20 protein-coding genes are annotated in these 25972 nt (G+C 64.1%); 10 read left to right on the top strand and 10 right to left on the bottom strand.

Annotated features, from left to right (window positions below):
• Positions 1-24: 24 nt before the first annotated feature.
• Positions 25-606, top strand: a complete 582-nt coding sequence (locus LB528_RS13405) for an NAD(P)H-dependent oxidoreductase (protein WP_224715237.1) — start codon at positions 25-27, stop codon at positions 604-606.
• Positions 606-1193, top strand: coding sequence for an NAD(P)H-dependent oxidoreductase (locus tag LB528_RS13400; protein WP_224715236.1), 588 nt, complete (start codon positions 606-608; stop codon positions 1191-1193). Before LB528_RS13405 ends, LB528_RS13400 begins: the two co-directional genes overlap by 1 nt.
• A gap of 169 nt (positions 1194-1362) precedes the next feature.
• Here the strand turns inward: LB528_RS13400 and LB528_RS13395 are convergent, their stop codons facing one another.
• The 5 genes from LB528_RS13395 to LB528_RS13375 form a co-directional block, all read right to left on the bottom strand.
• A complete protein-coding gene (locus LB528_RS13395; RefSeq protein ID WP_224715235.1) occupies positions 1363-3810 on the bottom strand; it encodes an FAD-dependent oxidoreductase in 2448 nt (815 codons plus the stop codon).
• Positions 3807-4988, bottom strand: coding sequence for a pyridoxal phosphate-dependent aminotransferase (locus LB528_RS13390; RefSeq protein WP_224715234.1), 1182 nt, complete (start codon positions 4986-4988; stop codon positions 3807-3809). The genes LB528_RS13395 and LB528_RS13390 overlap by 4 nt, the downstream gene beginning before the upstream one ends.
• Entirely contained in the window at positions 4988-5887 is a 900-nt protein-coding gene (locus LB528_RS13385; RefSeq protein ID WP_224715233.1) for a homocysteine S-methyltransferase family protein, read from the bottom strand. Before LB528_RS13385 ends, LB528_RS13390 begins: the two co-directional genes overlap by 1 nt.
• Positions 5884-8337 carry an FAD-dependent oxidoreductase gene (locus tag LB528_RS13380; RefSeq protein WP_224715232.1) on the bottom strand — a complete coding sequence of 818 codons (2454 nt, stop codon included), beginning with the start codon at positions 8335-8337 and terminating at the stop codon, positions 5884-5886. Before LB528_RS13380 ends, LB528_RS13385 begins: the two co-directional genes overlap by 4 nt.
• 98 nt (positions 8338-8435) lie before the next feature.
• The gene (locus LB528_RS13375) at positions 8436-8978 is read right to left on the bottom strand and encodes a helix-turn-helix domain-containing protein (RefSeq protein ID WP_411962161.1); all 543 of its coding nucleotides are present in this window, start codon (positions 8976-8978) and stop codon (positions 8436-8438) included.
• A 281-nt stretch (positions 8979-9259) separates the two neighbouring features.
• Between LB528_RS13375 and LB528_RS13370 the strand changes: the two genes are divergently transcribed.
• Positions 9260-9964, top strand: a complete 705-nt coding sequence (locus LB528_RS13370) for a nitroreductase (RefSeq protein WP_224715230.1) — start codon at positions 9260-9262, stop codon at positions 9962-9964.
• 27 nt (positions 9965-9991) lie between these two features.
• Here LB528_RS13370 and LB528_RS13365 read toward each other — a convergent pair whose 3' ends face one another.
• The 5 genes from LB528_RS13365 to LB528_RS13345 all read right to left on the bottom strand — a co-directional run bounded on the left by LB528_RS13365 (position 9992) and on the right by LB528_RS13345 (position 16733).
• Complete coding sequence (locus LB528_RS13365; protein WP_224715229.1) at positions 9992-11374, bottom strand: MFS transporter; 1383 nt, start codon at positions 11372-11374, stop codon at positions 9992-9994.
• Between the two features lie 220 nt (positions 11375-11594).
• Positions 11595-12182 carry a sarcosine oxidase subunit gamma family protein gene (soxG, locus tag LB528_RS13360; RefSeq protein ID WP_224715251.1) on the bottom strand — a complete coding sequence of 196 codons (588 nt, stop codon included), beginning with the start codon at positions 12180-12182 and terminating at the stop codon, positions 11595-11597.
• 7 nt (positions 12183-12189) lie between these two features.
• Complete coding sequence (locus LB528_RS13355) at positions 12190-15183, bottom strand: sarcosine oxidase subunit alpha (protein ID WP_224715228.1); 2994 nt, start codon at positions 15181-15183, stop codon at positions 12190-12192.
• Positions 15180-15458 carry a sarcosine oxidase subunit delta gene (locus LB528_RS13350; RefSeq protein WP_224511022.1) on the bottom strand — a complete coding sequence of 93 codons (279 nt, stop codon included), beginning with the start codon at positions 15456-15458 and terminating at the stop codon, positions 15180-15182. Before LB528_RS13350 ends, LB528_RS13355 begins: the two co-directional genes overlap by 4 nt.
• Before the next feature lie 15 nt (positions 15459-15473).
• Positions 15474-16733, bottom strand: coding sequence for a sarcosine oxidase subunit beta (locus LB528_RS13345; protein ID WP_224511023.1), 1260 nt, complete (start codon positions 16731-16733; stop codon positions 15474-15476).
• A 193-nt stretch (positions 16734-16926) separates the two neighbouring features.
• Between LB528_RS13345 and LB528_RS13340 the strand changes: the two genes are divergently transcribed.
• From LB528_RS13340 to LB528_RS13310, 7 genes are all read left to right on the top strand, one after another.
• The gene (locus LB528_RS13340) at positions 16927-19416 is read left to right on the top strand and encodes a mechanosensitive ion channel family protein (RefSeq protein WP_224715227.1); all 2490 of its coding nucleotides are present in this window, start codon (positions 16927-16929) and stop codon (positions 19414-19416) included.
• A gap of 181 nt (positions 19417-19597) precedes the next feature.
• Positions 19598-19861, top strand: a complete 264-nt coding sequence (locus LB528_RS13335) for a hypothetical protein (RefSeq protein ID WP_027167119.1) — start codon at positions 19598-19600, stop codon at positions 19859-19861.
• A gap of 263 nt (positions 19862-20124) precedes the next feature.
• Complete coding sequence (locus LB528_RS13330; protein ID WP_224715226.1) at positions 20125-21558, top strand: UbiA family prenyltransferase; 1434 nt, start codon at positions 20125-20127, stop codon at positions 21556-21558.
• A complete protein-coding gene (locus LB528_RS13325) occupies positions 21558-22910 on the top strand; it encodes an FAD-dependent oxidoreductase (protein WP_224715225.1) in 1353 nt (450 codons plus the stop codon). The genes LB528_RS13330 and LB528_RS13325 overlap by 1 nt, the downstream gene beginning before the upstream one ends.
• A 121-nt stretch (positions 22911-23031) precedes the next feature.
• Positions 23032-23466, top strand: coding sequence for an EamA family transporter (locus tag LB528_RS13320; protein ID WP_224715224.1), 435 nt, complete (start codon positions 23032-23034; stop codon positions 23464-23466).
• Positions 23463-24470 carry an NAD-dependent epimerase/dehydratase family protein gene (locus LB528_RS13315; RefSeq protein WP_224715223.1) on the top strand — a complete coding sequence of 336 codons (1008 nt, stop codon included), beginning with the start codon at positions 23463-23465 and terminating at the stop codon, positions 24468-24470. Before LB528_RS13320 ends, LB528_RS13315 begins: the two co-directional genes overlap by 4 nt.
• 22 nt (positions 24471-24492) lie before the next feature.
• Positions 24493-25968, top strand: coding sequence for an aspartate aminotransferase family protein (locus tag LB528_RS13310; RefSeq protein WP_411962158.1), 1476 nt, complete (start codon positions 24493-24495; stop codon positions 25966-25968).
• Positions 25969-25972 lie beyond the last annotated feature (4 nt).

Genomic DNA, 25972 nt, shown 5'->3' with positions numbered 1-25972 from the left:
CGCTGACCTCAGAGATATTCTACCGTGAACATCCTCGTGCTTTACGCTCATCCGGTGGAGACCAGCTTCAATGCCGGCCTGCACAAGACGATCGTCGAGCGCCTCGCCGCGGGCGGGCATGCGGTCGACGACTGCGACCTCTATGCCGAGGATTTCGATCCGCGGATGACGCGCGCCGAGCGGCTCGGCTACCACGACCCGCGCGGGCCGGACGACGCGGTCGCCGGCTACGTCGAAAGGCTGAAGAATGCCGAAGCGCTGGTGCTGTCCTTCCCGGTCTGGAATTACGGCTATCCGGCGATCCTGAAAGGTTTCTTCGACCGCGTCTTCCTGCCCGGCGTGTCATTCAAGCTGGTCGACGGCAAAGTGCAGCCGACACTGCACAACATCCGCAAGCTCGCGGCCATCACCACCTATGGCGGCAGCCGCTTTCGCGCCATGCTGATGGGCGACCCGCCGCGCAAGATCGTCAAGCGCATGCTGCGGGCGACCATCAAGCCAGGCGCTCCCGTCTCCTATCTCGCGCATTATTCGATGAACCTCTCCACCGACCAGACGCGCAACGCCTTCATGGCGAAGGTCGCGGGCACGATGGACGCGTTCTGATGCGCGTGCTGGTGGTCTATTGCCATCCGGTGCCTGAAAGCTATTGCGCGGCTATCCGCGACATGGCGATGGAGGTGCTGAAAGGACGGGGCTGGGACGTGCGGCTGCTCGACCTTTATGCCGAGAATTTCGATCCGGTGATGAGCTGCGAGGAGCGGCGCTTCTACAATGACCACGCGCCGGAAGATCCGGCACTCAAGCCGCATTTCGAGCATCTGCAATGGGCGCAGGCGATCCTCTTCATCTATCCGACCTGGTGGTACGGGTTGCCGGCGATGCTGAAGGGCTGGTTCGACCGGGTCTGGGCCACCGACATCGCCTTCAAGCTGCCGGCCGGCAAGGGGCGGATCACGTCGCTGATGCGGCACGTCACCAGGGTCGGCGTCATCACCACCTGCGGCGCGCCGACCTGGTGGAGCGTGGTCGTCGGGCAGCCGGGACGCAAGACCATTTTACGCGGCATGCGCGCGCTGTGCGCCACGCGCTGCAAGACCTTTTTCCTGGCGCATTACCTGATGGATGCCTCGACGCCGAAGAGCAGGGCGGCTTTCCTGGCGAAGGCGAGGGCGAGGCTGGAGCGGTTTTGAGGGTAGCGCAAGTTCCCTTCTCCCCTTGTGGGAGAAGGTGGATCGGCGCGCAGCGCCGAGACGGATGAGGGGTGTTCCAGCGGAGCGAGACGCTGGCTTTCCCTGGAACACCCCTCATCCGTCGCCTTCGGCGACACCTTCTCCCACAAGGGGAGAAGGGCAGACCGGGCTACATCCTCACCCGCTCCGCCTTGGGATCATACATCGGCTTCAGCGATGCTTCCGCCGCGAAGCGCTCGCCGGCGATCTCGACCTCGTAGGATGAGCCCAGCACATCCGCTTCGCTCTCGCCTTTGCAAGGCACGTAACCCAGGCCGATGGCGCCGCCGAGATGGTGGCCGTAATTGCCTGATGTGATCGGGCCGACGATCTTGTCGTCGCGCAGGATGGCCTCGTTGTGGAAGAGCAGCGGCTGCGGGTCCTTGAGGCGGAACTGCACCAGCCGGCGTGACAGGCCGGCTTCCTTCTTCCTGAGAACCGCGTCGCGGCCGATGAAGCCGGCTTTGCTTGTCTTCACCGCAAAGCCGAGGCCCGCCTCCAGCACATTGTCCTCGTCGGTGATGTCGTGGCCGAAATGGCGGAAAGCCTTTTCGATACGGCAGGAATCGAGCGTATGCAGGCCGCAGAGTTTCAGGCCGACATCTGCGCCGGCTTCGGTGATCGCCTCGAAGACATGGGCCGCCTGTTCGGTCGAGACGTAGAGTTCCCAGCCAAGCTCGCCGACATAGGTGACGCGGTGGGCGCGGGCGAGACCCATGCCGATCTCGATCTCCTGGAAAGTGCCGAACGGATTGGCCTCGTTGGAGAAATCGTTCGGGCTGACCTTCCGGATCAATTTTCGCGCCTCGGGGCCCATCACGCAGATGACCGCTTCGGCGGCGGTGACGTCGGTGATGACGACGAACTCGTCGGCGACGTGTTTTCTCAGCCAGGCGAGGTCGCGCTGCAGCGTGGCGCCAGGCACGACCAGAAAATAGGCCGTGTCCGAAAGCCGGGTCACGGTGAGGTCGCTCTCGATACCGCCGCGCTGGTTCAGCATCTGCGTGTAGACAATCTTGCCCGGCGCGACGTCCATGTCGTTGGCGCAGAGCCGCTGCAGGAAGGCGCAGGCATCGCGGCCGTCGACGCGGATCTTGCCGAAGGAGGTCATGTCGAACAGGCCGACGCCGTTGCGCACCGCGAGATGTTCCTCGCGCTGGTTGTCGAACCAGTTCTGCCGCTTCCAGGAATAGCGGTATTCGCGCTCCTGGCCTTCGCGGGCGAACCAGTTGGCGCGCTCCCAGCCGGCCACTTCGCCGAAGACGGCGCCGCGCGCCTTCAAATGCTCGTGCAAAGGCGAGCGGCGCACGCCGCGCGAGGTCGCCATCTGGCGGTAGGGGAAGTGGTCGGCATAGAGCAAACCGAGCGTTTCGGAGACACGCTCCTTGAGATAGCGGCGGTTCTTCTGGAAAGGCTGGGCGCGGCGTATATCGACCTCCCAGAGGTCGAAGGGCGCCTCGCCGTCATTGATCCACTGCGCCAGGACCATGCCGGCGCCGCCGGAGGAAACGATGCCGATCGAATTATAGCCGGTCGCCATCCAATAGCCGGAAAGCTCGGGCGCTTCGCCGAGATAATACCGGTCGTCGGGGGTAAAACTCTCGGGGCCGTTGAAGAAGGTATGGATGCCGGCGGTGCCCAGCATCGGCATGCGGTTGACGCCCATTTCGAGGATGGGCTCGAAATGGTCCATGTCCTCGGGCAACTGGTCGAAGCAGAAATCCTCGCGGATGCCGTCCATGCCCCAGGGCTTCGCCACCGGCTCGAAGGCACCGAGCATCATCTTGCCGGCATCCTCCTTGTAGTAGGCGCACTCGTCCGGCACGCGCAGCACCGGCAGGCGAGAGAGGCCGGGGATCGGCTCGGTGACCAGGTAGAAATGCTCGCAGGCATGCAGCGGGATGGTGACGCCGTTCTGCCGCCCAAGCTCGCGCGCCCACATGCCGGCGCAGTTGACGACGATGTCGGTCTCGATCGTGCCTTGCTCTTCACCTTGCGCCCAGGAGACGCCGGAGACACGACCGTTCTTGGTGTGGACCATGGTGACTTTGACGTTCTCCATAATCGCAGCACCCCGCTGGCGCGCGCCCTTGGCCAGCGCCATGGCGATGTTGGCGGGATCGCACTGGCCGTCGAGCGGCAGATGCACGGCGCCGACCACATCCGAGACGTTGAGATGCGGGTACATCTCCTTGACCTCGCGCGGCGAAATCTCGCGCACGTCGACATCGAAGGCGCGGGCGAGCGAAGCCTGCCGATAGATCTCGTGCTTGCGCTCTTCCGTCAGCGCGACAGTGATCGAGCCGACCTGGCGCATGCCGGTGCCGACATCGGTCTCGGCCTCGAGCTTGACGTAGAGGTCGGCCGAATATTTCGCCAGCCGCGTCATGTTCTGCGAGCCGCGCAACTGGCCGATCAGCCCGGCCGCATGCCAGGTGGTGCCCGAGGTGAGCTGCTTGCGCTCCAAGAGCACGATGTCGGTCCAGCCGAGCTTGGCCAGATGATAGGCGACCGAGCAGCCGGAGACGCCGCCGCCGATGATGACGGCGCGGGCCTTGGCGGGAATCGTCCTGGTCATGCGGCCTCGCGGCGATAGTTGGAAGCGAAGCGGCGAACGCGAAGCGCGGCTTCCTTGAGGATGGGTTCGGGCTGGCAGAGGCTGATGCGGATGTGGCCGGCGGCGGCCTCGCCGAAGCTCGATCCGGGCATGACGCCGACCTTTTCCTTGTCGAGCAGCGCCCAGGCAAATTTCTCGTCGTCGGGTTCGACTGCGGAGACATCGAGCATGATGTACATGCCGCCTTCGGAGCCGCGCACGGTGACTTCATTGGCGCCGCGTATGGCATCGAGGAAGATCGTGCGCCGCGCGGCGTAACGCTCGGCGATGTCCTTCACGCCATAGTGGTTTTCGAGCGCCTCGGCGCAGGCGATGGAGATGAAGGCCGGCAAGCCGTAGGTCGTGACCAGATTGAGATCGGCCATCAGCGCGATCATCGCCCTGGGGCCGGTCAGCCAGCCCATGCGCCAGCCAGTCATGCCGTGGCTCTTCGACATGGAGTTGATGACCAGCGTGCGCTCGGCCATGCCCGGCAGCGAGCGCGGCGAGATGTGCTCGCCGCCGCCGAGCGTCCAGTAGACCTCGTCCGACAGCAGCCAGAGATCGTGCTCCTTGCAGATTTCGGCCAGCTGTTCGAGCCGTTCGCGCGAATAGACGGCACCGGTCGGGTTGTTCGGCGTGTTGATCAGGATGGCGCGGGTGTTGGGCTTGATCGCGGCGCGGATCATGTCCGCGCGAGGTTGAAACCCGTCTTCGGCCGGTGTCTCGACCACCGTGAAGCTGGCGCCCGCGGCGCTGAAGGTGTTGGGGTAGGTGGCGTAATAGGGCGCGACGACGATGGCGTGGTCGCCCGGGTCGAGCACGCCCTGCACCGCGGCGTAAAGCGCTGCCTGGCCGCCAGGCGTGGCGATGACCTCGTCGGGTTCCGTGAGGATGCCGGCGCAAGCGGTCGCGGCGGCGGCCATCGCCTTGCGCAGGCGCGGCAGGCCGGGCAGCGGCGTGTAGTGATGGTTGCTGCCGCGCACGGCGCTCACGCAGGCTTCGATGGTTTCCGATGGCGTGTCGAAATCATGGTCGCCGACCGAGAGCACAATGATGTCCTCGCCGGCCTGCTTGCGATTCCAGGCGGCGAAATGGACCTCCCAGCCGTCCTTGCCCGAAGGCACGATACCGGTAATGCGCTTTGATGGCTTTGGCATCAGGAAACTCCCGAAATCTGGTGGCCGGCTCGCGTGAGCTTGTCGCGCAGGGCGGCGATATGGGCGGGGCCGACTTCGCAACAGCCGCCGACAATGCCGGCGCCGGCATCGACCCAGCCGATGGCCTGGTCCGCATAGGCTTGCGGATCGAGATCATGGCGGGCATGCAGCACGTCCACCGTCCCGCCATGCTTCAATGCCTCGACCGAAGTGAAGCCGTTGGCATAGGCACCGACCGGTCCACCCAGGGCAACGAGTTCGGGCAAGGCGGCGGCGATGGCTTCGGGCCGGCAGCAGTTGAGCAGCCGGGCCGCGACCGGCAGGTCATCGAGAGCGTTGGCGGCGGCAGCAATGGTTTCGCCGCTGCGCAGGCGCGGCCTGCCATGATCGGCGAGCGTCCAAGACACCCATACGGGCTTGCCGATTTCCGAGGCCGCGGTGACCGCTGCGCGCGCCTCCTCGGCGGAAGCCATCGTCTCGCACAGGAACAGATCGACGCCGTCGGCCTGCTCGGCAACGATGCGGCGATAGATATCGAGCGTGTCCTCGAATGAGATGGTCAGCGCCGGCGCGTAGCTGCCGAACAGAGGCGACAGGCAACCGGCGATGGCTGCGTCGCCCGCTTCGTCGCGGGCCTGCCTCGCCAGTTCGATGCCGCGCTTCTGCAACGGTTTGAACAGATCTTCGGCGCCCTCGCGCGCCAGGCGCTCCGGCGTTGCCGAATAGGTGTTGATGGTGATGACGCGGGCGCCGGCACGGATGAATTCCGCATGCAGGTCGCGCACAAGTTCCGGCTCGTCGATCAGCACCCTGGCCGACCACAGCGGCGTCGGCTCGGACTTGCTGCGCCGGACCAGTTCCTGTCCCATGCCGCCGTCAGTGAGGATGACGGAGGTCATGCCCGCAACCTTTCATTCTTCGGATCCCACAGCGGCTCGTCGTTCTGGACGATGGCTTTGAAGCGATCGCCAAAAATCTCGACCTCGATCGAGGTGCCCGGTTGAGTGAGATCGGCGCGCAGCATGCCGAGCGCAATCGACTTGCCGACCCGGTGGCCCCAACCGCCCGACGTCGTCTCGCCGACGATCGTGCCGTCGTGCCAGAGCGTCGACATATAGGGCGCGTCGCAGTCGCCGGGGTTCTCGACGATCAAAGTGACGAAGCGCTTCTTTACGCCCTGCTGCTTCTCATTGAGCAAAGCCGCCTTGCCGCGGAAGTCAGGCTTGTCCCATTTGACGAAGCGCTCCAGCCCGCCCTGCAGGATCGAATAGTCGGTCGACAGATCGCCCTTCCAGGCGCGGTAGCCTTTTTCCAGCCGCAGCGAATCCAGCGCATACATGCCGAAAGGTTTTAGCCCGTGTTTCCGGCCGTCGGCCCAGACGGCGTCGAAGACGGTCGCCGTGTCCGCGACCTTGGTGTGGATCTCCCAGCCAAGCTCGCCGGCGAAGGAGACGCGCACCAGCTTCGCCCAGCGTCCGGCGATGGTCGTCTCCTGATGCGTCAGCCAGGGCAGTGTCAGGTCGGCGTCGCAGACTTCGGCAAGGATCTTGCGCGAGTTCGGGCCGGCAAGGATTTGCGTTGAGTATTCCTCCGTCCGGTCGGTCAGCGTGAAGGCCGCGTCGGCCGGCATGCGCGACTTCAGCCATTCGAAATCATGCCACTGCGCCACGGCGGCAGTGATCAGCGTCATCTGGTCCTCGCCATGGCGCACCACCGACATCTCGGTGACGATGCGGCCCTTGTCGTCGGCGAAATAGACGAGGCCGATGCGGCCGGGTTTCGGCACAAGACCGGTGACCTGTAGCGCCAACCAGTCGGCCGCGCCCGGACCTTCGAGGTTGAAGCGCGAGAAGCCGGGCAAGTCGAGGATACCGGCGGCGTCGCGCACAGCGAGGCATTCCTCGCGCACACGCTGCTGCCACGGTCCGTCGCGGCGAAAGGTGAGGGTGGACTCCTCGGAGGTATCGTCACCGGGCTTCGCATACCAGGTGGCGCGCTCCCAGCCATTATAGGCATCGAACTGGCCGCCCAGCGCCTTGATGCGATCATGCAGCGGCGACAGCTTGCGGTTGCGCCCCTCCGGCCAGGCATGGCGCGGGAACTGGATGGCGTATTCGTTGCCGTAGATCTCCATGCCCTTGGCAACGCAATAGTCGGGCGCCGAGGCGAAGCTGGTGAAACGGCGCGGATCGCAGGACCACATATCCCATTCGGTCTGGCCTTCGGTGACGCATTCGGCCAGCACCTTGCCGGCGCCGCCGCCTTGCGCGATGCCGAAGGTGAAGACGCAGGCCTCGAAGGCGTTCGGCACGCCGGGCATCGGCCCGATTAGCGGGTTGCCGTCCGGCGCGTAGGGAATCGGTCCGTTGATCACCTTGGAGAGGCCGGCGGTGCCGAGGATCGGCACGCGGGCGACAGCGTCGGCGAGGTAATGCTCGAGGCGGTCGAGATCGTCGGGGAAGAGCTGGAAGGAAAAATCCTCCGGCATCGGATCGTTATGGGTCGCCCAATGCGCGCGGCAATTGCGCTCATAGGGGCCGAGATTCATGCCACTCTTTTCCTGCCGAAGATAATAGGACGTGTCGACGTCGCGTAGCAGCGGCAGCTTGTGACCCTGTTCCTTCGTCCAGGCGGCAAGCTCGGGGATTTCCTCGAACAATATGTACTGATGGCTCATCACCATCATCGGCACATCGCGGCCGAACATTTTGCCGACTTCGGCGGCGCGATAGCCGGCCGCGTTGACGACGATCTCGCAGCGGATCTCGCCCTGCGGTGTTTCGACCACCCATTCGCCGTTCTCGCGGCGCACGCCGGTGACTGGGCAGAAGCGGATGATTTTCGCGCCCATGTCACGCGCGCCTTTGGCCAGCGCCTGGGTCAACTGCGCCGGGTCGATGTCGCCGTCGCTCGGGTCATAGAGCGCGCCCTTCAACTCATGCGTCTCGATGAAGGGGTAGCGGCGCTTGATCTCGTCCCGTCCGACGACGTCGATATTCATTCCCTGGTAGCGGCCCATGCCCTTGGCGCGCTGGAATTCCTGCATGCGCTCCTTGGTATGGGCGAGCCGGAGCGAGCCGGTTACATGGTAGTTCATCGGATAGTCGACCGCTTCGGCCAGACCCCGGTAAAGCTCGGTCGAGTAGCGCTGCATGTTCATCAGCGACCATGACGAGGAGAAGGTCGGCACGTTGCCGGCGGCATGCCAGGTCGAGCCGGAAGTCAGCTCGTTCTTTTCCAGAAGCACGCAGTCGGTCCAGCCCGCCTTGCACAGATGATAGAGCGATGAGCAGCCGACGACGCCGCCTCCGATGATCACCACACGTGCCGTGGCCGGCAAACCCGCCATGTTCTTCCTCCAAAGCCTAAGCGCTTCGCGCTTCGATTTTTGTTTTGATGCATGTCGTTATCCCAAAACCGCTTTGCGCTCTGGGCGACATGCATTGATCAATAGACAGGCGGTGAAACCACCCAGATGACAACCGCAGCCTCGGCGCCAGGATTGCGCCAGCGGAACGGCTTGCCCTCGAAGCGGAACGAGTCGCCTTCGCCGAGACGATGCCAGACACCGTCGATCTCGATCTCGAACGTGCCCGACGCGACATAGCCCGCTTCTTCCGTCGGACGGCGCGCTTCCGTCTTCAGCTCCGCGCCCGGCGCGAAGACCGAGCGCAGCATCTCGAAGCTACCGCCGAGGTCGGGCGACAGAAGCTCCTCCACCAGGCCGGATTCACTTGTGCCAAGCGAACGGCGGCTGCCGGCGCGCACGACCACGCCGCGTTCCTGCTCGACAGGCACATCATGGCTGAAGAACAGGCTGATCGGAACGTCAAAGAGGCTGGCGAATGCCCTGAGATCGCCGAGCGAAGGGATAGAAAGACCGCGCTCGACCTGACTGACCCAGCCGACCGAGCGACCTAACTTAAGCGCAATTTCAGCGAGCGTGAGGCCGCGCGCCCTGCGGAGCGCGCGTATGTCGCCGGCCAGCAGCCGGTCGCCATTGTCCTGCTCCGATTTGGTCGCGGTGGGGGCCAAAGATTGCTCGTGAAAAAATCTCGATAAATTTCATGAGAGAGTAAAATCATGAAAAAATCAAGGGGATTTTCATAGGCCACAAGATTTGCTTGCGCGATTTCGGCCGTTGATGCAAAGGCTCGCGGACGAGCGGCGGAGTGGGGCGCCCGGTCGGGACCAGGTTAGCTTAGAGTCTGCGGATGGTCGTCAAGGGAAACCGTGTTTACGGTTTCTGGCCATGCGCAAAGGGACGGCCCATGCTTGAGAAGAACATCCGGATTGCATCGGAAGCGGCGATCGTCGACGAGGCGATCACCTCGCGCCGGTCCGTGCGCGCTTTCCTGCCCGACATGGTTGATGACGAGACGATCCGCGCGATCCTGGCGGTCGCTGCGCGTGCGCCGTCCGGCACCAACATGCAGCCCTGGCGGGTCTATGTGACCAAGGGCGAGGTCAAGCAGCGCATCAGCGACGCCATCCTCAACTCCGGCATCCGCGCCGAAAAGGCCGAGTGGGACGAGTACCGCTACTATCCCGACCAGTTCTTCGAACCTTACCTGACGCGTCGCCGCGCCAACGGCTTCGGGCTTTACGGTGCGCTGGGCATCGGCCGCCGCGAGGTCGACAAGATGCGAGCGCAGCACGACCGCAACTTCATCTTCTTCGATGCGCCGGTCGGCATGATCTTCACGATCGACCGGAGACTGAACCAGGGCTCCTGGATCGACTATGGCATGTTCCTGCAGAACATCATGGTCGCGGCGCGGGGCCGGGGACTGCATACCTGTCCCCAGGCTGCCTTCGCGCCCTATCACCGGCAGATCCGGCCGGTGCTCAACATCCCCGACGAGGAGGTCGTCGTCTGCGGCATGGCGCTCGGCTACGAGGACATCTCGAAGCCCGAAAACGAGTTCCGCACCGACCGCGCGCCGATCGAGGACTGGGTGACCTTTGCGGAATAGCGTCGGCGCAGACCGCGACGCGGACCGTCAGTCCGTGCTCATAGGCGCGCCATGGCCGCTGACATGGGCGCCGTCCTTCGGGGTCAGCCTCAGATAGGCCAATAGCGCGCAAAGCGTGATCAGGCCTTCGATGACGAACAGGATGCGATAGTCGTTGACGCTGGCCTTGCCGCCGCCGGCTAGCAGCGACAGGAGCGCCGACGCGAGGCCGACGCTGATCGCCACCGCAAGCTGCCACAGGATGTAATACAGCGCGCTGAACGGGGCGAGTTGCTCCGGCGCGATGTCCGAATAGGCAAGATTGCCGGTGGAGGCCCATTGCACCGAGCGGAAGACGCCGAAGGTAAAGATGTAGACCAAAACGATCCAGGCCGGCAGGCTTTCCTGCATCAGGGCGAAACCGGCAACCAACAGGGCGACGATCGGCGTGTTGACGACCAGCACGCGCCTGAAGCCGAAGCGGTTCAACAGGCGCGGCATGAAGAAGCGCATCAGCAATGATCCGATCGCGGCGACGAAGGTCAGCGATCCGGCCTGCACCGCGCTCATCCCGAAGCCGAGCTGAAACATCAGCGGCAGCAGGAAGACCACCGAGCTCAGGCCGATCGTGTCCAGTCCCCCGCCGGTCAGGAAGGAGATGCGGAAGGTGCGGATGCGCAGCAGGTTGAGATCGAGCAGCGGGTTGCGGGCGCGCAGGCAATAGAAGGCGGCAACCGTCAGGATGACGATCGCCAGGCCAAGCTCGATGCCGATCAGGCTGTTCGCGGCATCCTTGGCGGCAAGCGAATCCATGCCGAAGACCAGCAATCCCATGCCGCTGCCGACGAGCAGGAAGCCAGGCAGATCGAATGGCGTGCGCACCGGCTTGGTCGTCGTCGGAAACAGGGAGACGGCCAGAAGCGCCGCGGTCAGGGCGATCGGGATATTGATGTAGAAGATCCAGCGCCAGGAGACGTAGGTGGTGAGCGCGCCGCCGACGAGCGGCCCGACCAGCGGCCCGGATTGGCCGGCGAGCGAAATATACATGTTGATCTTCAGCGTACGGGCGCGCGGGAAGCTCGACAAGATCACGACCTGGCCAAGCGTGCCCATCAGCGCGCCGCCGCAGCCCTGCAAGGCGCGCGAGCCGACTAGCATCCAGATGTTTTCCGAAAGGCCGCACAGGGCCGAGGCGCTGGCGAAGACGAGCAGGGCGAAGCAATAGACGTTGCGCAGCCCAAAACGGTCGGCCAGCCAGCCGCCGAGCGGCATGGTGACGATGAGGCTGGCGACATAGACGGTGATCAAAAGCCCAAGCTGGCTTGGCGGTCGGTCGAGGCTCTCGCCGATGCCGGCCAGCGCGGTGACCACGACGTTCTGGTCAAGACTGGTCATGAACACGCCGCAAGCGACGGTTGCCGGCAACAGCATCGACGGACCCTCCGCCGGAGCAAAGCGGGTCGTGGCCGTCGCCGAAGTCTCAACAGTCATGGAAGGGTATGGTCGAACTGGTTGCCTGTGCGGATGTTTGCCCAGCAAACGCCCGTGATTCCCTACCTATCGCGCCTGCTGGCCCAAGGCTCAAGCCGCAGTTGTGGCCGTCGATAGTGCCAGATAGTGCCTGGACCAATCCCGAGCCAGCAACGCCGCGCTACTGCACCTCGTAACCGACTTCCTCGGAGGCGTGGCACAAGGCCTTCCAGAACGAGCGCGCGAAAGAGCGGAAGACGTAGATGTCGAACTGGTCGGCGCCGGTGCGCTGGATCTGGGCGAACACGTCATGGTGGTTGGTCGAACGTCCAGCGCCCAGCGGGAAGGCCGGCAAGGCGAAGTCGATAGCAAAGAACTTCGCCATCACCCACTCGGCCTTCGGGCCGGCGATGCGGATCGCGGTGCGGCCATGCGAGAGATCGGTCAGCGTACCGACGGCTGGCGTGATGGCGCCGGCGAAGGCTTGAGCAAGCCCCTCCGCTTCGTCGACCACGGTGAACTTTCCCGGCGCGAAGCCGAAGGCGGCGCGGGCGCCGCTGCTCACGCCGCCGCCGGCGCCATCGGGCAGAGCGAGACCGGTGACCTTGCCGATAATTTCGATCAGCTGCTTCTCTTCGCCCGGCCAGGCGGCGAGCTGCAGGATCGTGCCCGGCCGCATCTCGGACAGGATAACATCGACGCCATGTTCGAAGTTGCCGTGCGAACCTGGATGATACTCCGGCTCGAGCGGCGATTGGCGTTCGGGCAAATGCTGCTCAGCCATGCATGCGGCTCCCGTCCGGATCGTAGAAATGGTTGGAGACGATCTCGACCGGCCCGAACCGGTTGCGCAGCGGGTCGGAGACGAAGGCGCGGGTCCCGTGACGTGCCTTGCCGTCCTTGACCAGTGCCAGGGCGATATATTTGCCGAGCGCCGGTGAATAGCAGCAGGCGGTGATGTGACCGAGCGAGTCGTGCGGATTGTCCTCGTCCAGTTCCTCGACGACATGGCCGCCGCCGTTGAGCGGCCGGTTGTCGAGGGCGATCAGCCCGACCAGCTCGAGCCGGTCAGGGGCGATCAGGCCTTCGCGGTCCATCATGGCCGAGCCGATGAAGGGCTTCTTCTTCGACAGCATCCAGTCGAGATGGAGGTCGCGCGCCGTGGTGCGGCCGTCGATCTCGGCGCCGGTGACATGGCCCTTCTCGATGCGCATCGTGCCCAGCGCCTCGAGCCCGTAGGTGACCAAGCCGAACGGCTTGCCGGCCTCGATCAGGGCCTGCCAGACATGGGTGCCGTAGCCGGCGCCGGAATAAACCTCGAACGCCATTTCGCCGGAAAAGGACAGGCGGCAGATCATCACCGGCACGCCGGCGATCCGGCCATGGACGATGCCCATGAAGGGCAGGGTGGCGTTGTCGACGGCGGTGCCGGTGACGCAGGAAGCGAGGATGGAACGCGCGTTTGGCCCGCCGATCGCCGCGCCCGCCCATTCGTCCGTGACGGAGGTCACGGTGACCTTCAGCTCCGGCCAGATGACGTCGAGAAAATACTCCAGATGCTGCATCACCTTGCCGGCATTGGCGGTGGTGGTGGTCATCAGGAATTCCTGCTCGCCGAGCCGCCAGGTGGTGCCGTCGTCGAAGGCAAGCCCGTCCTCGCGCAGCATGAGGCCGTAGCGGGCCTTGCCGACGGCCAAAGTGGAAAACATGTTGGTGTAGACGCGGTCGAGGAACTCGGCCGCGTCGGGTCCCTGCACCGCGATCTTCCCCAGCGTCGAGACATCGACGATGCCGGCGCTTTCGCGCGTGGCCTTCGCTTCGCGGACATAGGCCTGCTCGACCGTCTCGCCGGGCAGGCCGTAGATCATCGGCCGGTACCAGAGGCCGGCCGAATACATGGTCGCGCCATTGGCGATGTGCCAGTCATGCATCGGCGTCAGCCGCTCGGGCTTGAGATCGCCAAAGCGTTCGGCGGCCAGCGAGCCGATCGACACTGCGGTGTAGGGCGGGCGAAAGCGCGTCGTGCCGACTTCGGGGATCGGCTTGCCGAGCGCCTCGGCCATGATCGCAAGGCCAGGCACATTGGAGTTCTTGCCCTGGTCGGTCGCCATGCCGAGCGTGGTGTAGCGCTTCAGATGCTCGACCGATACGAAGCCTTCGCGATGCGCAAGCCGCACGTCCTCGGCGGTCACATCGTGCTGGAAGTCGACAAAGCTCTTGCCCTTGGCCTTGATTTCGAAGACCGGAGCCGGATCGGGATCGCCCGGTGCGGCCTCGACGGTCGGCAGGGCGGCGGGCGCGGCCGTTCCGCCGGCAGCCGAAACGCCGGCCGCGCGACCCTCGGCGATGGCTTCGGCGGTGGAGAAGCTGCCGGTGAAGGCGCCGGCGCCGAGCCAACGCTGCGTCGGCTTGGGCGGCAGGAAGGCCTGCCTGGCCGGGTCCCATTCAGCCTTGGCGCCAGCCTGGCTGGCGAGATGGATGGTCGGCGACCAGCCGCCCGACATCAAAAGGCTGTCGGCATGGATGCTTCGTTCGTCGCCGCTCAACGCACCGCTCAGGGCGTCGAAGCGCTGCACCTTGAGGCCGGTGAGGGCCTTGCCGCCTTCGGTCGCAATCACGGCATGGCCGTCCAGAAGCTCGGCCTCGGCCTCGCCGGCGAGCCGGCGCATGTCGTTCGAGATGTCAGCACGGACATCGACGATGGCAACGATGGTCGCGCCGGCCTTCTTCAAGGCGACGGCGGAGCGGTAGGCGCTGTCGTTATTGGTGAAGAGCGCGATGCGCTGTCCTGGCAGCACGCCATATTCAACTGCGTAGCGTTCCGCCGCATGCGCCAGCATGACGCCGGGCCGATCGTTGCCCGGAAACACCAGCGGCCGTTCGAAGGAGCCAGTGGCGAGCACCACTGTGCCCGCGCGGATCGCCCAGTAGCGCTGGCGCGGTTCGCCCTTGGCGGGTGTTTCCTTGTGGTCGGTCACCCGTTCCAGCGCGGCAAGCGTGTTGCCATCATAGTAACCCCACACGGTCGTGCGCGGCAGCAGGCGGACATTGTCGTTGCCTTCGAGCTGCCCGACTGCGCGTTGGGCCCAGTCGGCGGCGGGCATGCCGTCGATGATTTCGTCCGACCAGTTTGCGGAACCGCCGAAGTGGGCTTCGAGGTCGGCAAGGATGACGCGGACGCCCTGGTCGGCGGCGGCCTTCGCCGCCATCAGGCCGGCCGGGCCGGAACCGACGACCAGCACGTCGCAAAATGCGTTCATGCGCTCGTAGCGCGCCGGGTCGGGAGCGGTGCCGGCCTTGCCGAGGCCAGCGGCGCGACGAATGAAATGCTCGCAGAACATCCAGAAGCGCGTGCCCTTCAGCGGACCGATCACCGGACCCATGAAGGTCTTGTAGTAGAAGCCGGCCGACAGGAGCTTGCCGCCGAGCTGGTTGAGGGCGCCGATATCCCAGGCGAGCGAAGGCGTGCGGTTCTGGCTGACGGCGACCAGCCCGTCATAGATCTCGACCATGGTGGCCGGAATGTTCGGCTCGCGCACTTCGCCGCGCAGCACCGTCACCAGCGCGTTCGGCTCCTCGACGCCGGCGGCAAGCAGGCCGCGCGGGCGATGATATTTGAAGGAGCGGCCGAACAGCGTCACGCCATTGGCGAGCAGCGCCGAGGCCAGCGTGTCGCCCGCATGGCCGGTGTAAGCCGCGCCGTCGAAGGTGAAGCGGATGGTGCGCAGCCGGTCGATCCGGCCGCCGGTCTCGGCGCGGCGCGGGCTCACGAGCGGCTCTCCGTCTTGTGGCCGCCACGGGCGAACTCGGTGCTCAGGATTTCGTGCGTGATGGTGTTGCGCACGACCCTAAGGTGCGCGCGACAACCCCCGGAATGCTGCCAGATCTCGTTGTGATCGCCGGCCGGGTTCAGGCGGTCGTAGACATAGGCGTTCCAGGCGTCGAGGTTCTGCGAGGCGGGCTGCGGCCGCTGGCGGTTGCCGTCGCCCTGGTAGGTGAATTCGATGACGTCGCGCGGGCCGCAATAGGGACAGGTGATCAGCATTTTTCAATCCAAACCCTAGTGCAATCTGGGCGTCGCGCCCTGGCCTTTGTCGTCGATGATGAGGCCCCGATAAAAGCGGTCGAGTGTGAAGGGCGCGTTGAAATCGTGCGGCTCGTCCTTGGCAATGGTGTAGGCAAAGCACCAGCCGGAGGCAGGCGTCGCCTTGAAGCCGCCATAGCACCAGCCGCAATTGAGGTACATGCCCGGCAGTGGGCCAGTGGTGATGATCGGCGAGCCGTCCATCGTCATGTCGCACAGCCCGCCCCAGGAGCGCAGCATGCGCACGCGCGCCAGGCCGGGGAACAGCGCCAGCATCTCGCTCATCACCTCATCGACGATCGGCAGGCTGCCGCGCTGGGCGTAGCTGTTGTAGCCGTCGAGGTCGCCGCCATAGACGAGGCCGCCCTTGTCGGATTGCGAAATGTAGAAATGGCCCATGCCGAAGGTCAGGATCGTATCGATGATCGGCTTCAGCGATTCCGAGACGAAGGCCTGCAGCACGTGGCTTTCGATCGGCATGTGCGAAATGCCGGCAAGCTGCATGACGCGGCCGGTGCTGCCGGCAACCGCAAGCGCGACCTTCTTGGCGCGGATTTCGCCGCGCGTCGTCGAAACGCCGGTGACGCGGTCGCCGTCGCGCAGGAAACCGGTGACCTCGCAATTCTCGATGATATCGACGCCGCGCCGGTCGGCGCCGCGCGCATAGCCCCAGGCGACGGCGTCGTGACGGGCGCTGCCGGCACGGCGTTGCATCAAGCCGCCGACGACAGGGAAGCGCGCGGAACCGGAGACATCCAGCGCCGGCACAAGCCGCTTGATCTGATCGACGCTCATCAGCTCGGCGTCGACGCCGAGATGGCGCATGGCGTTGCCGCGCCTGGCGTAGTCGTCGAGCTGGGCAGGCGTGTGCGCGAGGTTCAGGCAGCCGCGCTGCGAGAACATGACATTGTAATTGAGGTCGTGCGAGAGGTTCTCCCACAGCTTCATCGAATGTTCGTAGAAGCGGGTGTTTTGCGGCAAGAGATAGTTGGAGCGCACGGCGGTGGTGTTGCGGCCGACATTGCCGGAGCCCAGCCAGCCTTTTTCCAGCACCGCGACATTGGTGATGCCGTGTTCCTTGGCAAGGTAATAGGCGGTCGAAAGACCGTGGCCGCCGCCACCGATGACGATCACGTCATAGGAAGCCTTGGGGTCCGGCTTGCGCCAGGCGGGCTTCCAATCCTTGTTGCCGGTCAGCGCGTTCTTGAGCAGCGAAAAGGCTGAATATTCCGCCATTCTTCCTATCGTCCTTATGATGCGAGGCGGCAGACTATAGAGCAGGCGGGAAGCGTAAAGCCAAGATTACGCCATCGCTTTTCGCCAGGCCGACTCTCGCCGATGCGATCGGACGGCTTGCCGCCCGATAGGCCGGTCTTTATCAAAGGCGGAAATTTCGAGAATTTTTCGGCCGCGAGTCGCCAACAAAGTCATGTTCTTCCGCCTGCTTCGCCTGCTTCTGATCGTCATCGTCGCTGTCTTCGGGCAGCCGGCGCTCGAGGCGTCGGCGCAGGCGATCGGCCATGGTTCGTCGCAGCTCATCGCCGATCAGACCAAGGTCATCCAGGACCTGACGGCCAGGACCGACGGCCTGGAAAAGAAACTGAGCGACCCCGACCAGGACGATGCGGGGCTTGTCGACATCCGGTTGCAGCTGGAGGATATTTCGCGCGCGGCGCTGAACAGCGCGCTGGCGTTCCGGCAGCGCCTCACCGACATCAACAATCGCGCCGAGGTTCTCGGCCCGCCGCCGGCGCAGGGGCAACCTACCGAGCCGGTGATCGTCAGCAGCGAGCGCAGTGCGCTCGCCACGGAAAAAGCTCAGATCAACGCGGTCGTCGCCAGCGCGCAAAACCTGTCGATCCGCGTCAACGGGCTGGTCGACAAGATCGCCGTCATGCGCAGCGAGCTTTTCCGCAGCGTCATCACCAAGCATTATGATCTGACCGACGCGTTGAGCCCGCAGGCCTTTTCCGACGCGCATGATCAGTTCACGGGCCTCTACAAGGCAGTTTCGTCCTGGGCGAGCTTCGCCGTCAGGTTCAAGTTCCAGGCGATCCTTGCGGCGACGCTGATGGCGCTCGCCCTGGCGGCCGTTCTGTTGATCGGCGGCAGGCGCCTGTTCGGCCGCATATTCGAGGCCGACCCGACGGTCGAGGATCCGTCCTATCTCAGCAGGCTGTCGGTGGCCTTCTGGTCGACGCTGCTGCCGACCCTGGCGCTCGGCGTCTTCTTCGCCTCGGCCGTGTTCTTCTTCAACTATTACAATGTGCTGCGTGGCGATATCGGCACGTTCCTCAATGCCTTGCTGACGGTGATCGCCATGGTGTTCTGCGTCAACCGGCTGACCAACGCGGCGCTCGAACCGCGCCTGCCCAACTGGCGCCTGATCCCGGTCGCGACCGGCCGGGCGCGTTGGCTGGTTTGTCTGACGACCGCCATGGCGCTGGTGCTCGGGTTCAATTACTTCCTGTCGGTCGTCAACGAGAAGATGGGATCGCCACTTTCGCTGACGATCGCCAGGGGCTTTGTCGCCGCGATCATCGTCGGCGTCATTCTGATCCTGATGGGACTGCTGCGGCCTTTCAGGACGGCTGACGGCTCATGGCGGCCCTGGCCGGCATGGCTTCGCTTCATGGCCATCGCCCTCGGCCTGTTCACCATTGCGGCGGCGCTGCTTGGCTATATCGGCCTGGCGCTTTTCGTCTCGTTCCAGGTCGTGGTGACCGGCACAGTGCTGGTGACGGCCTATATCGGCTTCCTGTCGGCACGCGCGATCGGGGAGGAGGGCGGCTTCGCCGACACTTCGGTCGGGCGATGGCTTTCGGAAAACTCCAGCTACGAGGATACCGCCCTCGACCAGCTCGGCCTGGCCGTCAGCATCGCCATCAACCTGATGATCGTGGTGGTGTTCCTGCCGCTGATCCTGTTGATGTGGGGCTTCCAGCCCGGCGATATCGAGGCCTGGGCCTACAAGCTGGCGACCGGCGTCACGATCGGTTCGGTGACCATCTCCTTCCTCGGCATCCTCAGCGGCATCGTCGTCTTCGGCATCGGCTATTTCCTGACGCGCTGGTTCCAGGGCTGGCTGGACGGCTCGGTGATGGCGCGCGGCAAGGTGGATGCCGGCGTACGCAACTCGATCCGGCTCGGTGTCGGCTATGCCGGCGTGGCGGTCGCCGCGCTGGTCGGCATCTCGGCCGCGGGCATCGATCTTTCCAATCTGGCGCTGGTTGCCGGCGCGCTTTCGCTGGGTATCGGCTTCGGCCTGCAGAACGTCGTGTCCAATTTCGTCTCAGGCCTCATCCTGCTTGCCGAACGGCCGTTCAAGGTCGGCGACTGGATCGTCGCGGGCGATGTCAGCGGCACGGTGCGGAAGATCAGCGTACGCGCCACCGAGATCGAGACCTTCCAGCGGCAGGCGGTGATCCTGCCCAACTCGAACCTGATCAACAACGCTGTCGGCAACTGGACGCATCGCAACAAGCTCGGGCGCATCGACATCAAGGTCGGCGTCGCCTATGGCAGCGACGTCAAGCGCGTCCATGCCGTCCTGACGGACATTGCCCGCGCTCATCCGATGGTGCTGAAGAACCCTGAACCGTTCGTCCTCTTCGCCAATTTCGGCTCGGCCGCGCTCGAATTCGAAATCCGCGTGTTCGTCGCCGACATCATGAACGGCAGCGTCGTGCAGAACGACATCCGCTTCGCCATCTTCGATATCTTCGAGCAGGAGCAGATCGAGATACCATCGACGCCGCGCGCCGTGGTCGAGAGCAAGAAGCACGAAGCCTGGCCGATCGACGACGACAAGATCGAAGCCGAATTCGCGGAGCGCGAGAGGCTGGAGGCGGAAGCCGCGGCCGAGCGGGAACGGCTGGCCAAGATGAAGCGGAGGGGCCGCAAGCCCGACCCGGGCTGAGGTGTGTCGACATTCGGGTGAGGCCGGCCGCACACTGCGTTCATCCGACAGCGAAATCGATTGTGGCATGAATGCGGCATTCAGTTGCGGTTCAGATAACATCTCATATAAGCTTCGATGCAAAGGGCGAGAATGCCTTGCAAATTTGAACAGAGGCGGTGTGTGAAACACCGAAATTTCAATGTGGAAGTCTGTCGTTGCCGCCATCGCGTTGCTGGCACTGGGCGGTTCGGCTTTCGCCGCCAGCGCGATCAACCGGGACGCTCAGACGCGGACCTTGGTCGTGACCGAAGGCGGCGCCAAGAGCGAGCTGACGCTTGCCGCCGGCGAGACGGTGGAATTCTGCTCGAACGGCTGCTTCGTCACTCTGCCCAATGGTGACCTCGAAGCCCTGACCGGCTCGGAAACGGTCGAAATCTCGGGCGGCGCGGCGCGCATCAAGTAACTCTCGCCACAGAGAGTGGCGCCGCAAGATTGGCAAAGGCCGGACCGATGTCCGGCCTTTTATCGTTTCCGGTAGCTGTCGCTTAACGACGACGCCGAAAAACCGGCATGACAATGCATTGCAACCGGACGTTTTAACGTTCGCTGCGTCATCTCCGGCTATATCTGCCCCGAGGACGCCGGCACACGGCGTGGGTTGAGTTGGCGCATGGTTCCCTTCCGAGATGGGAGTTTCGGGATTCTGCGCTCGATCGGGGCAGGGCAATGGACGCGAGGTCGGACAGGAACGCAATTCCGCTTGCGGTCGATCTCGACGGTACGCTGATCGCAACCGACCTTCTGTGGGAAGGCCTGTTCATCCTCCTCAAGAAGAATCCGCTCTATGTCTTTCTCCTGCCGTTTTGGTTGATCGGCGGCCTGGCCCGGCTGAAGCAGGAAATCGCCAGCCGCGTCGACATTGACCCGGCCTCGCTGCCTTACCGTCGGGATCTGCTCGACCGGCTGTGCGCCGAGCACCGGGAGAGCCGCAAGATCGTGCTGACGACGGGAACGCCGCGCAAGTTCGCGGAAGCGATCGCGGCGCATCTCGGCATTTTCGATCATGTGCTGGCGACCGACGGTCCGCACAACATGACCTCCGGCAGGAAATGCGCGGCACTTGTCGCCGCCTATGGCGATGCAGGCTTCGACTATGCCGGCAACAGCCGCCACGACCTCAAAGTGTTCGATGCCGCGCGCAGCGCGCTCGTGGTGGCGCCCGACCGCAGCGCCCGGCGCTGGCAGGCGGCGCATCAAGCCGAGGCCATGCTCGCGCCGAAGCCGACGCTGAGGACCTACGTCAAGATGCTGCGCATCCATCAGTGGCTGAAGAACGCCCTGATCGCCGTGCCGATGGTGCTGTCGCACGAATATTTCAACCCGAACATGATCTGGGAATGCCTGCTGGCGTTCATTTCCTTCAGCGCCGTGGCGTCCGCCATCTATATCCTCAATGATTTCTTCGACCTCGCGCTCGACCGCAAGCATCCGACAAAACGCAACCGGCCTTTCGCCAGCGGCGTATTGTCGATCCCATTCGGTCTCGGCGCGATCGTCGCGCTGCTTGCGGTCGGCATTGCCGCCGGCTTGTTCCTGCCGATCGAATTTCTTGGCGTGCTTGCCGGCTATCTGGTCGTCACCACAGCCTATTCGCTGTCGTTCAAGCGCATGCTTCTGATCGATGTGCTGACGCTTGCGGGCCTCTACACGATCCGCGTGCTTGCGGGCGCAGCCGCCACCGGTGTCGATGTCTCCTTCTGGCTGCTTGCCTTCTCGATCTTCTTCTTCCTGTCGCTGGCGCTGGTGAAGCGCTTCGTCGAGTTGCGCACCACTGCGATCCCGCCCGGCGAGCGCATCGCTGGCCGCGGCTATCGCACCGAGGACCAGGAGATCGTCGCGCAGGCCGGCATGGCGTCGGCTTTCTCGTCGGCGCTGGTCCTGGCGCTTTATATGGACAGCCCGGCGGTGCGCGAGCTCTATCCGCATCCGTGGCTGATATGGCCGCTGGCTCCGATCGTGCTTTATCTCACGATGCGCGTCTGGATCCTGGCCCGCCGCGACGAGATGCATGACGACCCGGTCGTCTTCATCATCCGCGACTGGCGCAGCCAGATCGTCGTCGCCATCGGCGCGGTCTTCCTCGTCGCCGGAGGCTGGTGATGAGGCACGAGCGCTTCGGCAGCTTCGGACTGGCGACGCCGCCGGCGCGCAAGGCGATCGCGGCGGACGAGGCGATCGCCTTGCTTAAACGCGGCGAGGCGAAGACCGGATCGCTGCTCGGATACGGCAATGGCCGGTCCTATGGCGACAGTTGCCAGAACGATGCAGGCATGGTGGTCGACATGCGGCCGCTCAACCGCATCCGTTCCTTCAACGCCGAAACGGGCGTGATCGAGGCAGATGCCGGCACGCTGCTTTGCGATATCATCGCTCATGCCGCGCCCTACGGCTTCTTTCCGGCCGTGGTTCCAGGCACGCAATTCGTGACGCTGGGCGGCGCGATCGCCAATGACGTCCACGGCAAGAACCATCATCGGCGAGGCACCTTCGGCTGCCATGTCGAGGCTTTGACGCTGCTTCGGTCCGACGGCCGGGCCTATCGCTGCTCGCAAACCGACAATGTCCGACTGTTCGGGGCGACGATCGGCGGCATGGGGCTGACGGGGCTGATCCTGTCGGCATCGATCAAGCTGATGCGGGTGCCATCGCTCGATATCATCGAAAGCGTGACGCGGTTTCGCGATCTCGGCGAATTCTTCGATCTTGCCGAGGCTGCCGACCAGGCCAATGAATATGCCGTCGCCTGGATCGATCAGCTTGCCAGCGGCCACGGGCGCGGTCGCGGGCTGTTGTTCACCGGCAACCATGCCGAACACGGATCGCACGCGGCGGCGCGCGCCGGCAGCCGGTTTTCCGTGCCGGTGCAGCCACCATTCAACGTCCTCAATCGGCCCTTCCTCACCGTCTTCAACGCGGCCTACCGTTGGAAAAAGGGCAAGTCCCAGGCTCCGCACCAGGCCGGCCATCAGGGCTTCTTCTTTCCGCTTGACGGGGTCCGCGACTGGAACCGGCTCTACGGGCCGCAGGGACTTTTCCAGCACCAAAGCGTGGTGCCGGAGGCGAATGCGCGCCGCGTCGTACCTGTGCTTCTCGACGCCGCACGGCGGGCAGGGCAGGGATCGTTCCTGACCGTGCTCAAGCGCTTCGGCGACGTCCGCTCGCCGGCGCTGCTGTCGTTCCCGCGGCCCGGCTACACGCTGACGCTCGATTTCGCCAACCGGGGCGAAGGGACGTTGCGGCTGCTCGCCGAGCTCGACCGCATTGCTGTTGGCGCGGGCGGGGCGGTGAACCCCTACAAGGACGCCCGGATGGGGCCTGAGACATTCGCCGCGTCGTTCCCGCAATGGCAACGGCTGGAGGCGCTTCGCGACCCGGCGTTCATATCAAATTTCTGGGCGCGTACCGCCAAGAGACTGGAGATCCGACAAGGGAGCGCTGAAGCCGCCGAATAGATAAAGGTCGAATAAATCACGGTAAATAAATCGTTACGTCAGGGTTTACTCAACAATATCACGCTTCACGAAATATTTGTGGGTTTTTAATAGGACCGCCCAAGGGGCGGGGGTGGCAACAATGAAATACATAATCTTCATTCTCTTCACGGTCATGACCAATGCCGCGGCGCAGCTGATGCTGAAGCAAGGCATGATGTCGATGGGGCCGATCTCCTTCGAGGGCGTCAATCCGTTCGTCAAGCTGTCGCAGGTCGTGTTCAGTCCCTGGGTGTTCCTCGGCCTGTGCACCTTCGTCATCTCGATGGCGTCGCATCTTTATGTGCTGTCCAAAGTCGAGCTCAGCTTCGCCTATCCGTTCCTCAGCCTCGCCTATGTCGCCGTGGCGGTCTTTGCCTATTTCGTCTTCCGTGAGGACCTCAATGGCTGGCGCATTGCCGGCATCGCCTGCATCTGCGTCGGCACGGTGCTGATCGCGCAGAGTGGGCGGAGGCATGAGGACCAAACCGTATCCATCAATCCCGACAAGATCGGCACAAGCGAGATCGTTCGATGAGACATGTGATTTTCGGCGGCGACGGCTTCGTCGGCCGTCACCTTGCGCCCAAGCTCGTCGCCGATGGCGAGACCGTCGTCGTCGCCGACATCGTCAAGAGCGACCTGCCACATTACCGCTCGGTGCGCTTCATCACCTGCGATGTCACCGATCCGGCCTCGGTGGCGGCGGTCGGGCTCAAGGCCGACGACATGGTCTACAATCTGTCGGCCAAGATGCTGTCGCCCATCCACGTGCGCGCCAAGCGGCACGACTTCTTCTTTCCGGTGAATTTCCACGGCACCGAGAATATCATCCAGGCGATGGACAAGGCCGGCGCGCAGAGGCTCGTCCACTATACGACCGACATGATCTACGGCCACACGGTGGTGCTGCCGATGACCGAAGACCATCCCGTCTCGCCGCTCGGCGAGTACGGGTTGTCGAAGCTCAAGACCGAGGAGCTTGCCGCCGAATGGCGCAGGCGCGGCATGTCGATCTCGCTGTTCAGGCCGCGCCTGATCATCGGCCCTGGACGCCTCGGCATCCTGCAAAAGCTCTTCAAGCTGATCGACTGGAACCTGCCGGTTCCGATGATCGGTTCGGGCCGGAATCCCTACCAGTTCATCTCTGTGTTCGATTGCGCCGAAGCCGCCCGCGCGGCCTGGAAAGCCGGCGTGCCGAACGAGGCCTATAATCTCGGCTCGCTCAATCCGCCGCCGGTCAAAGAACTGCTCGGCGACCTGATCCGCCATGCCGGCTCGAAGTCGCTCCTGCTGCCGACCCCCGGTTGGGCGGTCAAGCGCACGCTCGACCTGCTCGACTGGTTGAACATGCCGATCATGGATCCGGAGCAGTATCTGATCGCCGACGAGGAATGCGTGCTCGACGTATCCAAGGCCGAGCGCCAGCTCGGCTGGGTGCCGCAATATCGCGACGAGGACATGCTGATCGCCGCCTATAGCGAATACCGCGCCAAGAAGGACGGCCACGCCGTCGCCACCAGACATGTGCCTGCCGAATAAGGCGCGAAGGGAGATTTTTCAGATGACCGTCATGGCCAAGCCGGAACAAACAGGCTCGCGCACGCTGGTCGATGCGCCGGCGCTTTCGCCTGCAGCAATCGCCAAGCCCGACCTGATCGGCGTCGAGCAGGCCAAGGCGATGGATATCGCCCGCATCACCGACTTGTTTAAGGCGCATCTCAACCCCGGACAGCTTCATTTCATGAAGCTGCTCGGCTTCCACAAGGTCAAGATCGAGCGCGCCGAGGGCATGTTCTATATCGACCAGAACGGCCGCAAGATCCTCGACTTCTTCGGCGGCTTCGGGTCGCTGGCCTTCGGCCATAACCATCCGCGCATCCTGGAAGCGCGGAAGAAATTCCAGGAGGAGAAGCGCCAGGAGATCGCCATCGCCTTCATGTCGCAATATGCGGCGGCGCTTGCGCACAACATCGCCAAGTGCTCGCCCGGCGATCTCGACATGGTGTTCCTGGGCTCGTCGGGTTCTGAGGCCATGGAAGCGGCGGTGAAGCTCGCCGAACGCGCCGCCGGCCCGAAGCGGCCGAAAATCGTCTATGCCGAGAATTCCTTCCACGGCAAGACCAAGGGCGTATTGGCGATCACCGACGGCCAGCTCTACCGCGCCGACTTCAAGGTCGCCGACAATGTCGTGCGCGTTCCCTTCGCCGACATCGACGCCGTCGAGCGGCTGTTCAAGAGCGATCCGGAGATCGGCGTCATCGTCTTGGAAACCATCCAGGGCGGCGGCGGCATCATCCAGGCAAAGGCCGAGCACTGGCAGAAGCTGCGCGCGCTTTGCGACCAATATGGCGTGCTGTGGGTCGCCGACGAAGTGCAGTGCGGTTATGGCCGCTCGGGCCGCTTTTATGCTTTCGAGCATTACGGCGTGGTACCGGATGTGACGGCGCTGGCAAAATCGCTGGGCGCCGGCAAGGCGGCGGTCGGGGCGATGATCGCTAGGCGCGACGTTTACATGAAGGCCTACGGCACGCCGAAGACGGCGATGATCCATGCCATGGCGACTTTCGGCGGCATGGGCGAGGCCTGCGTCACCGCGATCGAGGGCATCAACGTGCTCTATGACGAGGGGCTGATAGACAATGCCGCCTCGACGGGCGACTACCTTCTGCAGCGGCTGCAGGCGCTGAAGGAAAAATATCCGAAGATCATCAAGGATGTGCGCGGCAAGGGCTTCATGATCGGGCTCGAGTTCCATGATTTCTCGCAGACCTTGCCGATTGTGCTGCGTCCGGTGGTGAGCGTGCTCGACGACAAGCTGAAGGGCTCGCTCTCGGGCTTTGTCGGTTCGCTGCTGCTGCGCGACTACGACGTGCTCGTCGCCTTCACCGAATACAACCGCAACGTCATCCGGCTCGAGCCGCCGCTAATCTGCCAGCCCGAGCATGTCGACCGCTTCGTCGACGCCTTCGACAGCCTTTTGTCGCGCGGCATCGTGTCGATCGTGAAGGATTTCGTGAAAAGCCAGGTCGGCAGATAGGGGC

It is taken from the genome of Mesorhizobium sp. CA4 (assembly GCF_020165075.1).
In the GTDB taxonomy this organism is placed as follows: Bacteria; Pseudomonadota; Alphaproteobacteria; order Rhizobiales; family Rhizobiaceae; genus Mesorhizobium.
This window is presented reverse-complemented; position numbering and strand designations above follow the sequence as displayed.

Bases quoted from the DNA above. Each gene is read 5' to 3' on its own strand.
- LB528_RS13400 (WP_224715236.1), top strand. From the start codon at position 606: ATGCGCGTGCTGGTGGTCTATTGCCATCCGGTGCCTGAAAGCTATTGC.
- LB528_RS13395 (WP_224715235.1), bottom strand. From the start codon at position 3,810: ATGACCAGGACGATTCCCGCCAAGGCCCGCGCCGTCATCATCGGCGGC.
- LB528_RS13390 (WP_224715234.1), bottom strand. From the start codon at position 4,988: ATGCCAAAGCCATCAAAGCGCATTACCGGTATCGTGCCTTCGGGCAAG.
- LB528_RS13385 (WP_224715233.1), bottom strand. From the start codon at position 5,887: ATGACCTCCGTCATCCTCACTGACGGCGGCATGGGACAGGAACTGGTC.
- LB528_RS13380 (WP_224715232.1), bottom strand. From the start codon at position 8,337: ATGGCGGGTTTGCCGGCCACGGCACGTGTGGTGATCATCGGAGGCGGC.
- LB528_RS13370 (WP_224715230.1), top strand. From the start codon at position 9,260: ATGCTTGAGAAGAACATCCGGATTGCATCGGAAGCGGCGATCGTCGAC.
- LB528_RS13365 (WP_224715229.1), bottom strand. From the start codon at position 11,374: ATGCTGTTGCCGGCAACCGTCGCTTGCGGCGTGTTCATGACCAGTCTT.
- LB528_RS13350 (WP_224511022.1), bottom strand. From the start codon at position 15,458: ATGCTGATCACCTGTCCCTATTGCGGCCCGCGCGACGTCATCGAATTC.
- LB528_RS13345 (WP_224511023.1), bottom strand. From the start codon at position 16,733: ATGGCGGAATATTCAGCCTTTTCGCTGCTCAAGAACGCGCTGACCGGC.
- LB528_RS13340 (WP_224715227.1), top strand. From the start codon at position 16,927: ATGTTCTTCCGCCTGCTTCGCCTGCTTCTGATCGTCATCGTCGCTGTC.
- LB528_RS13335 (WP_027167119.1), top strand. From the start codon at position 19,598: ATGTGGAAGTCTGTCGTTGCCGCCATCGCGTTGCTGGCACTGGGCGGT.
- LB528_RS13330 (WP_224715226.1), top strand. From the start codon at position 20,125: ATGGACGCGAGGTCGGACAGGAACGCAATTCCGCTTGCGGTCGATCTC.
- LB528_RS13325 (WP_224715225.1), top strand. From the start codon at position 21,558: ATGAGGCACGAGCGCTTCGGCAGCTTCGGACTGGCGACGCCGCCGGCG.
- LB528_RS13320 (WP_224715224.1), top strand. From the start codon at position 23,032: ATGAAATACATAATCTTCATTCTCTTCACGGTCATGACCAATGCCGCG.
- LB528_RS13315 (WP_224715223.1), top strand. From the start codon at position 23,463: ATGAGACATGTGATTTTCGGCGGCGACGGCTTCGTCGGCCGTCACCTT.
- LB528_RS13310 (WP_411962158.1), top strand. From the start codon at position 24,493: ATGACCGTCATGGCCAAGCCGGAACAAACAGGCTCGCGCACGCTGGTC.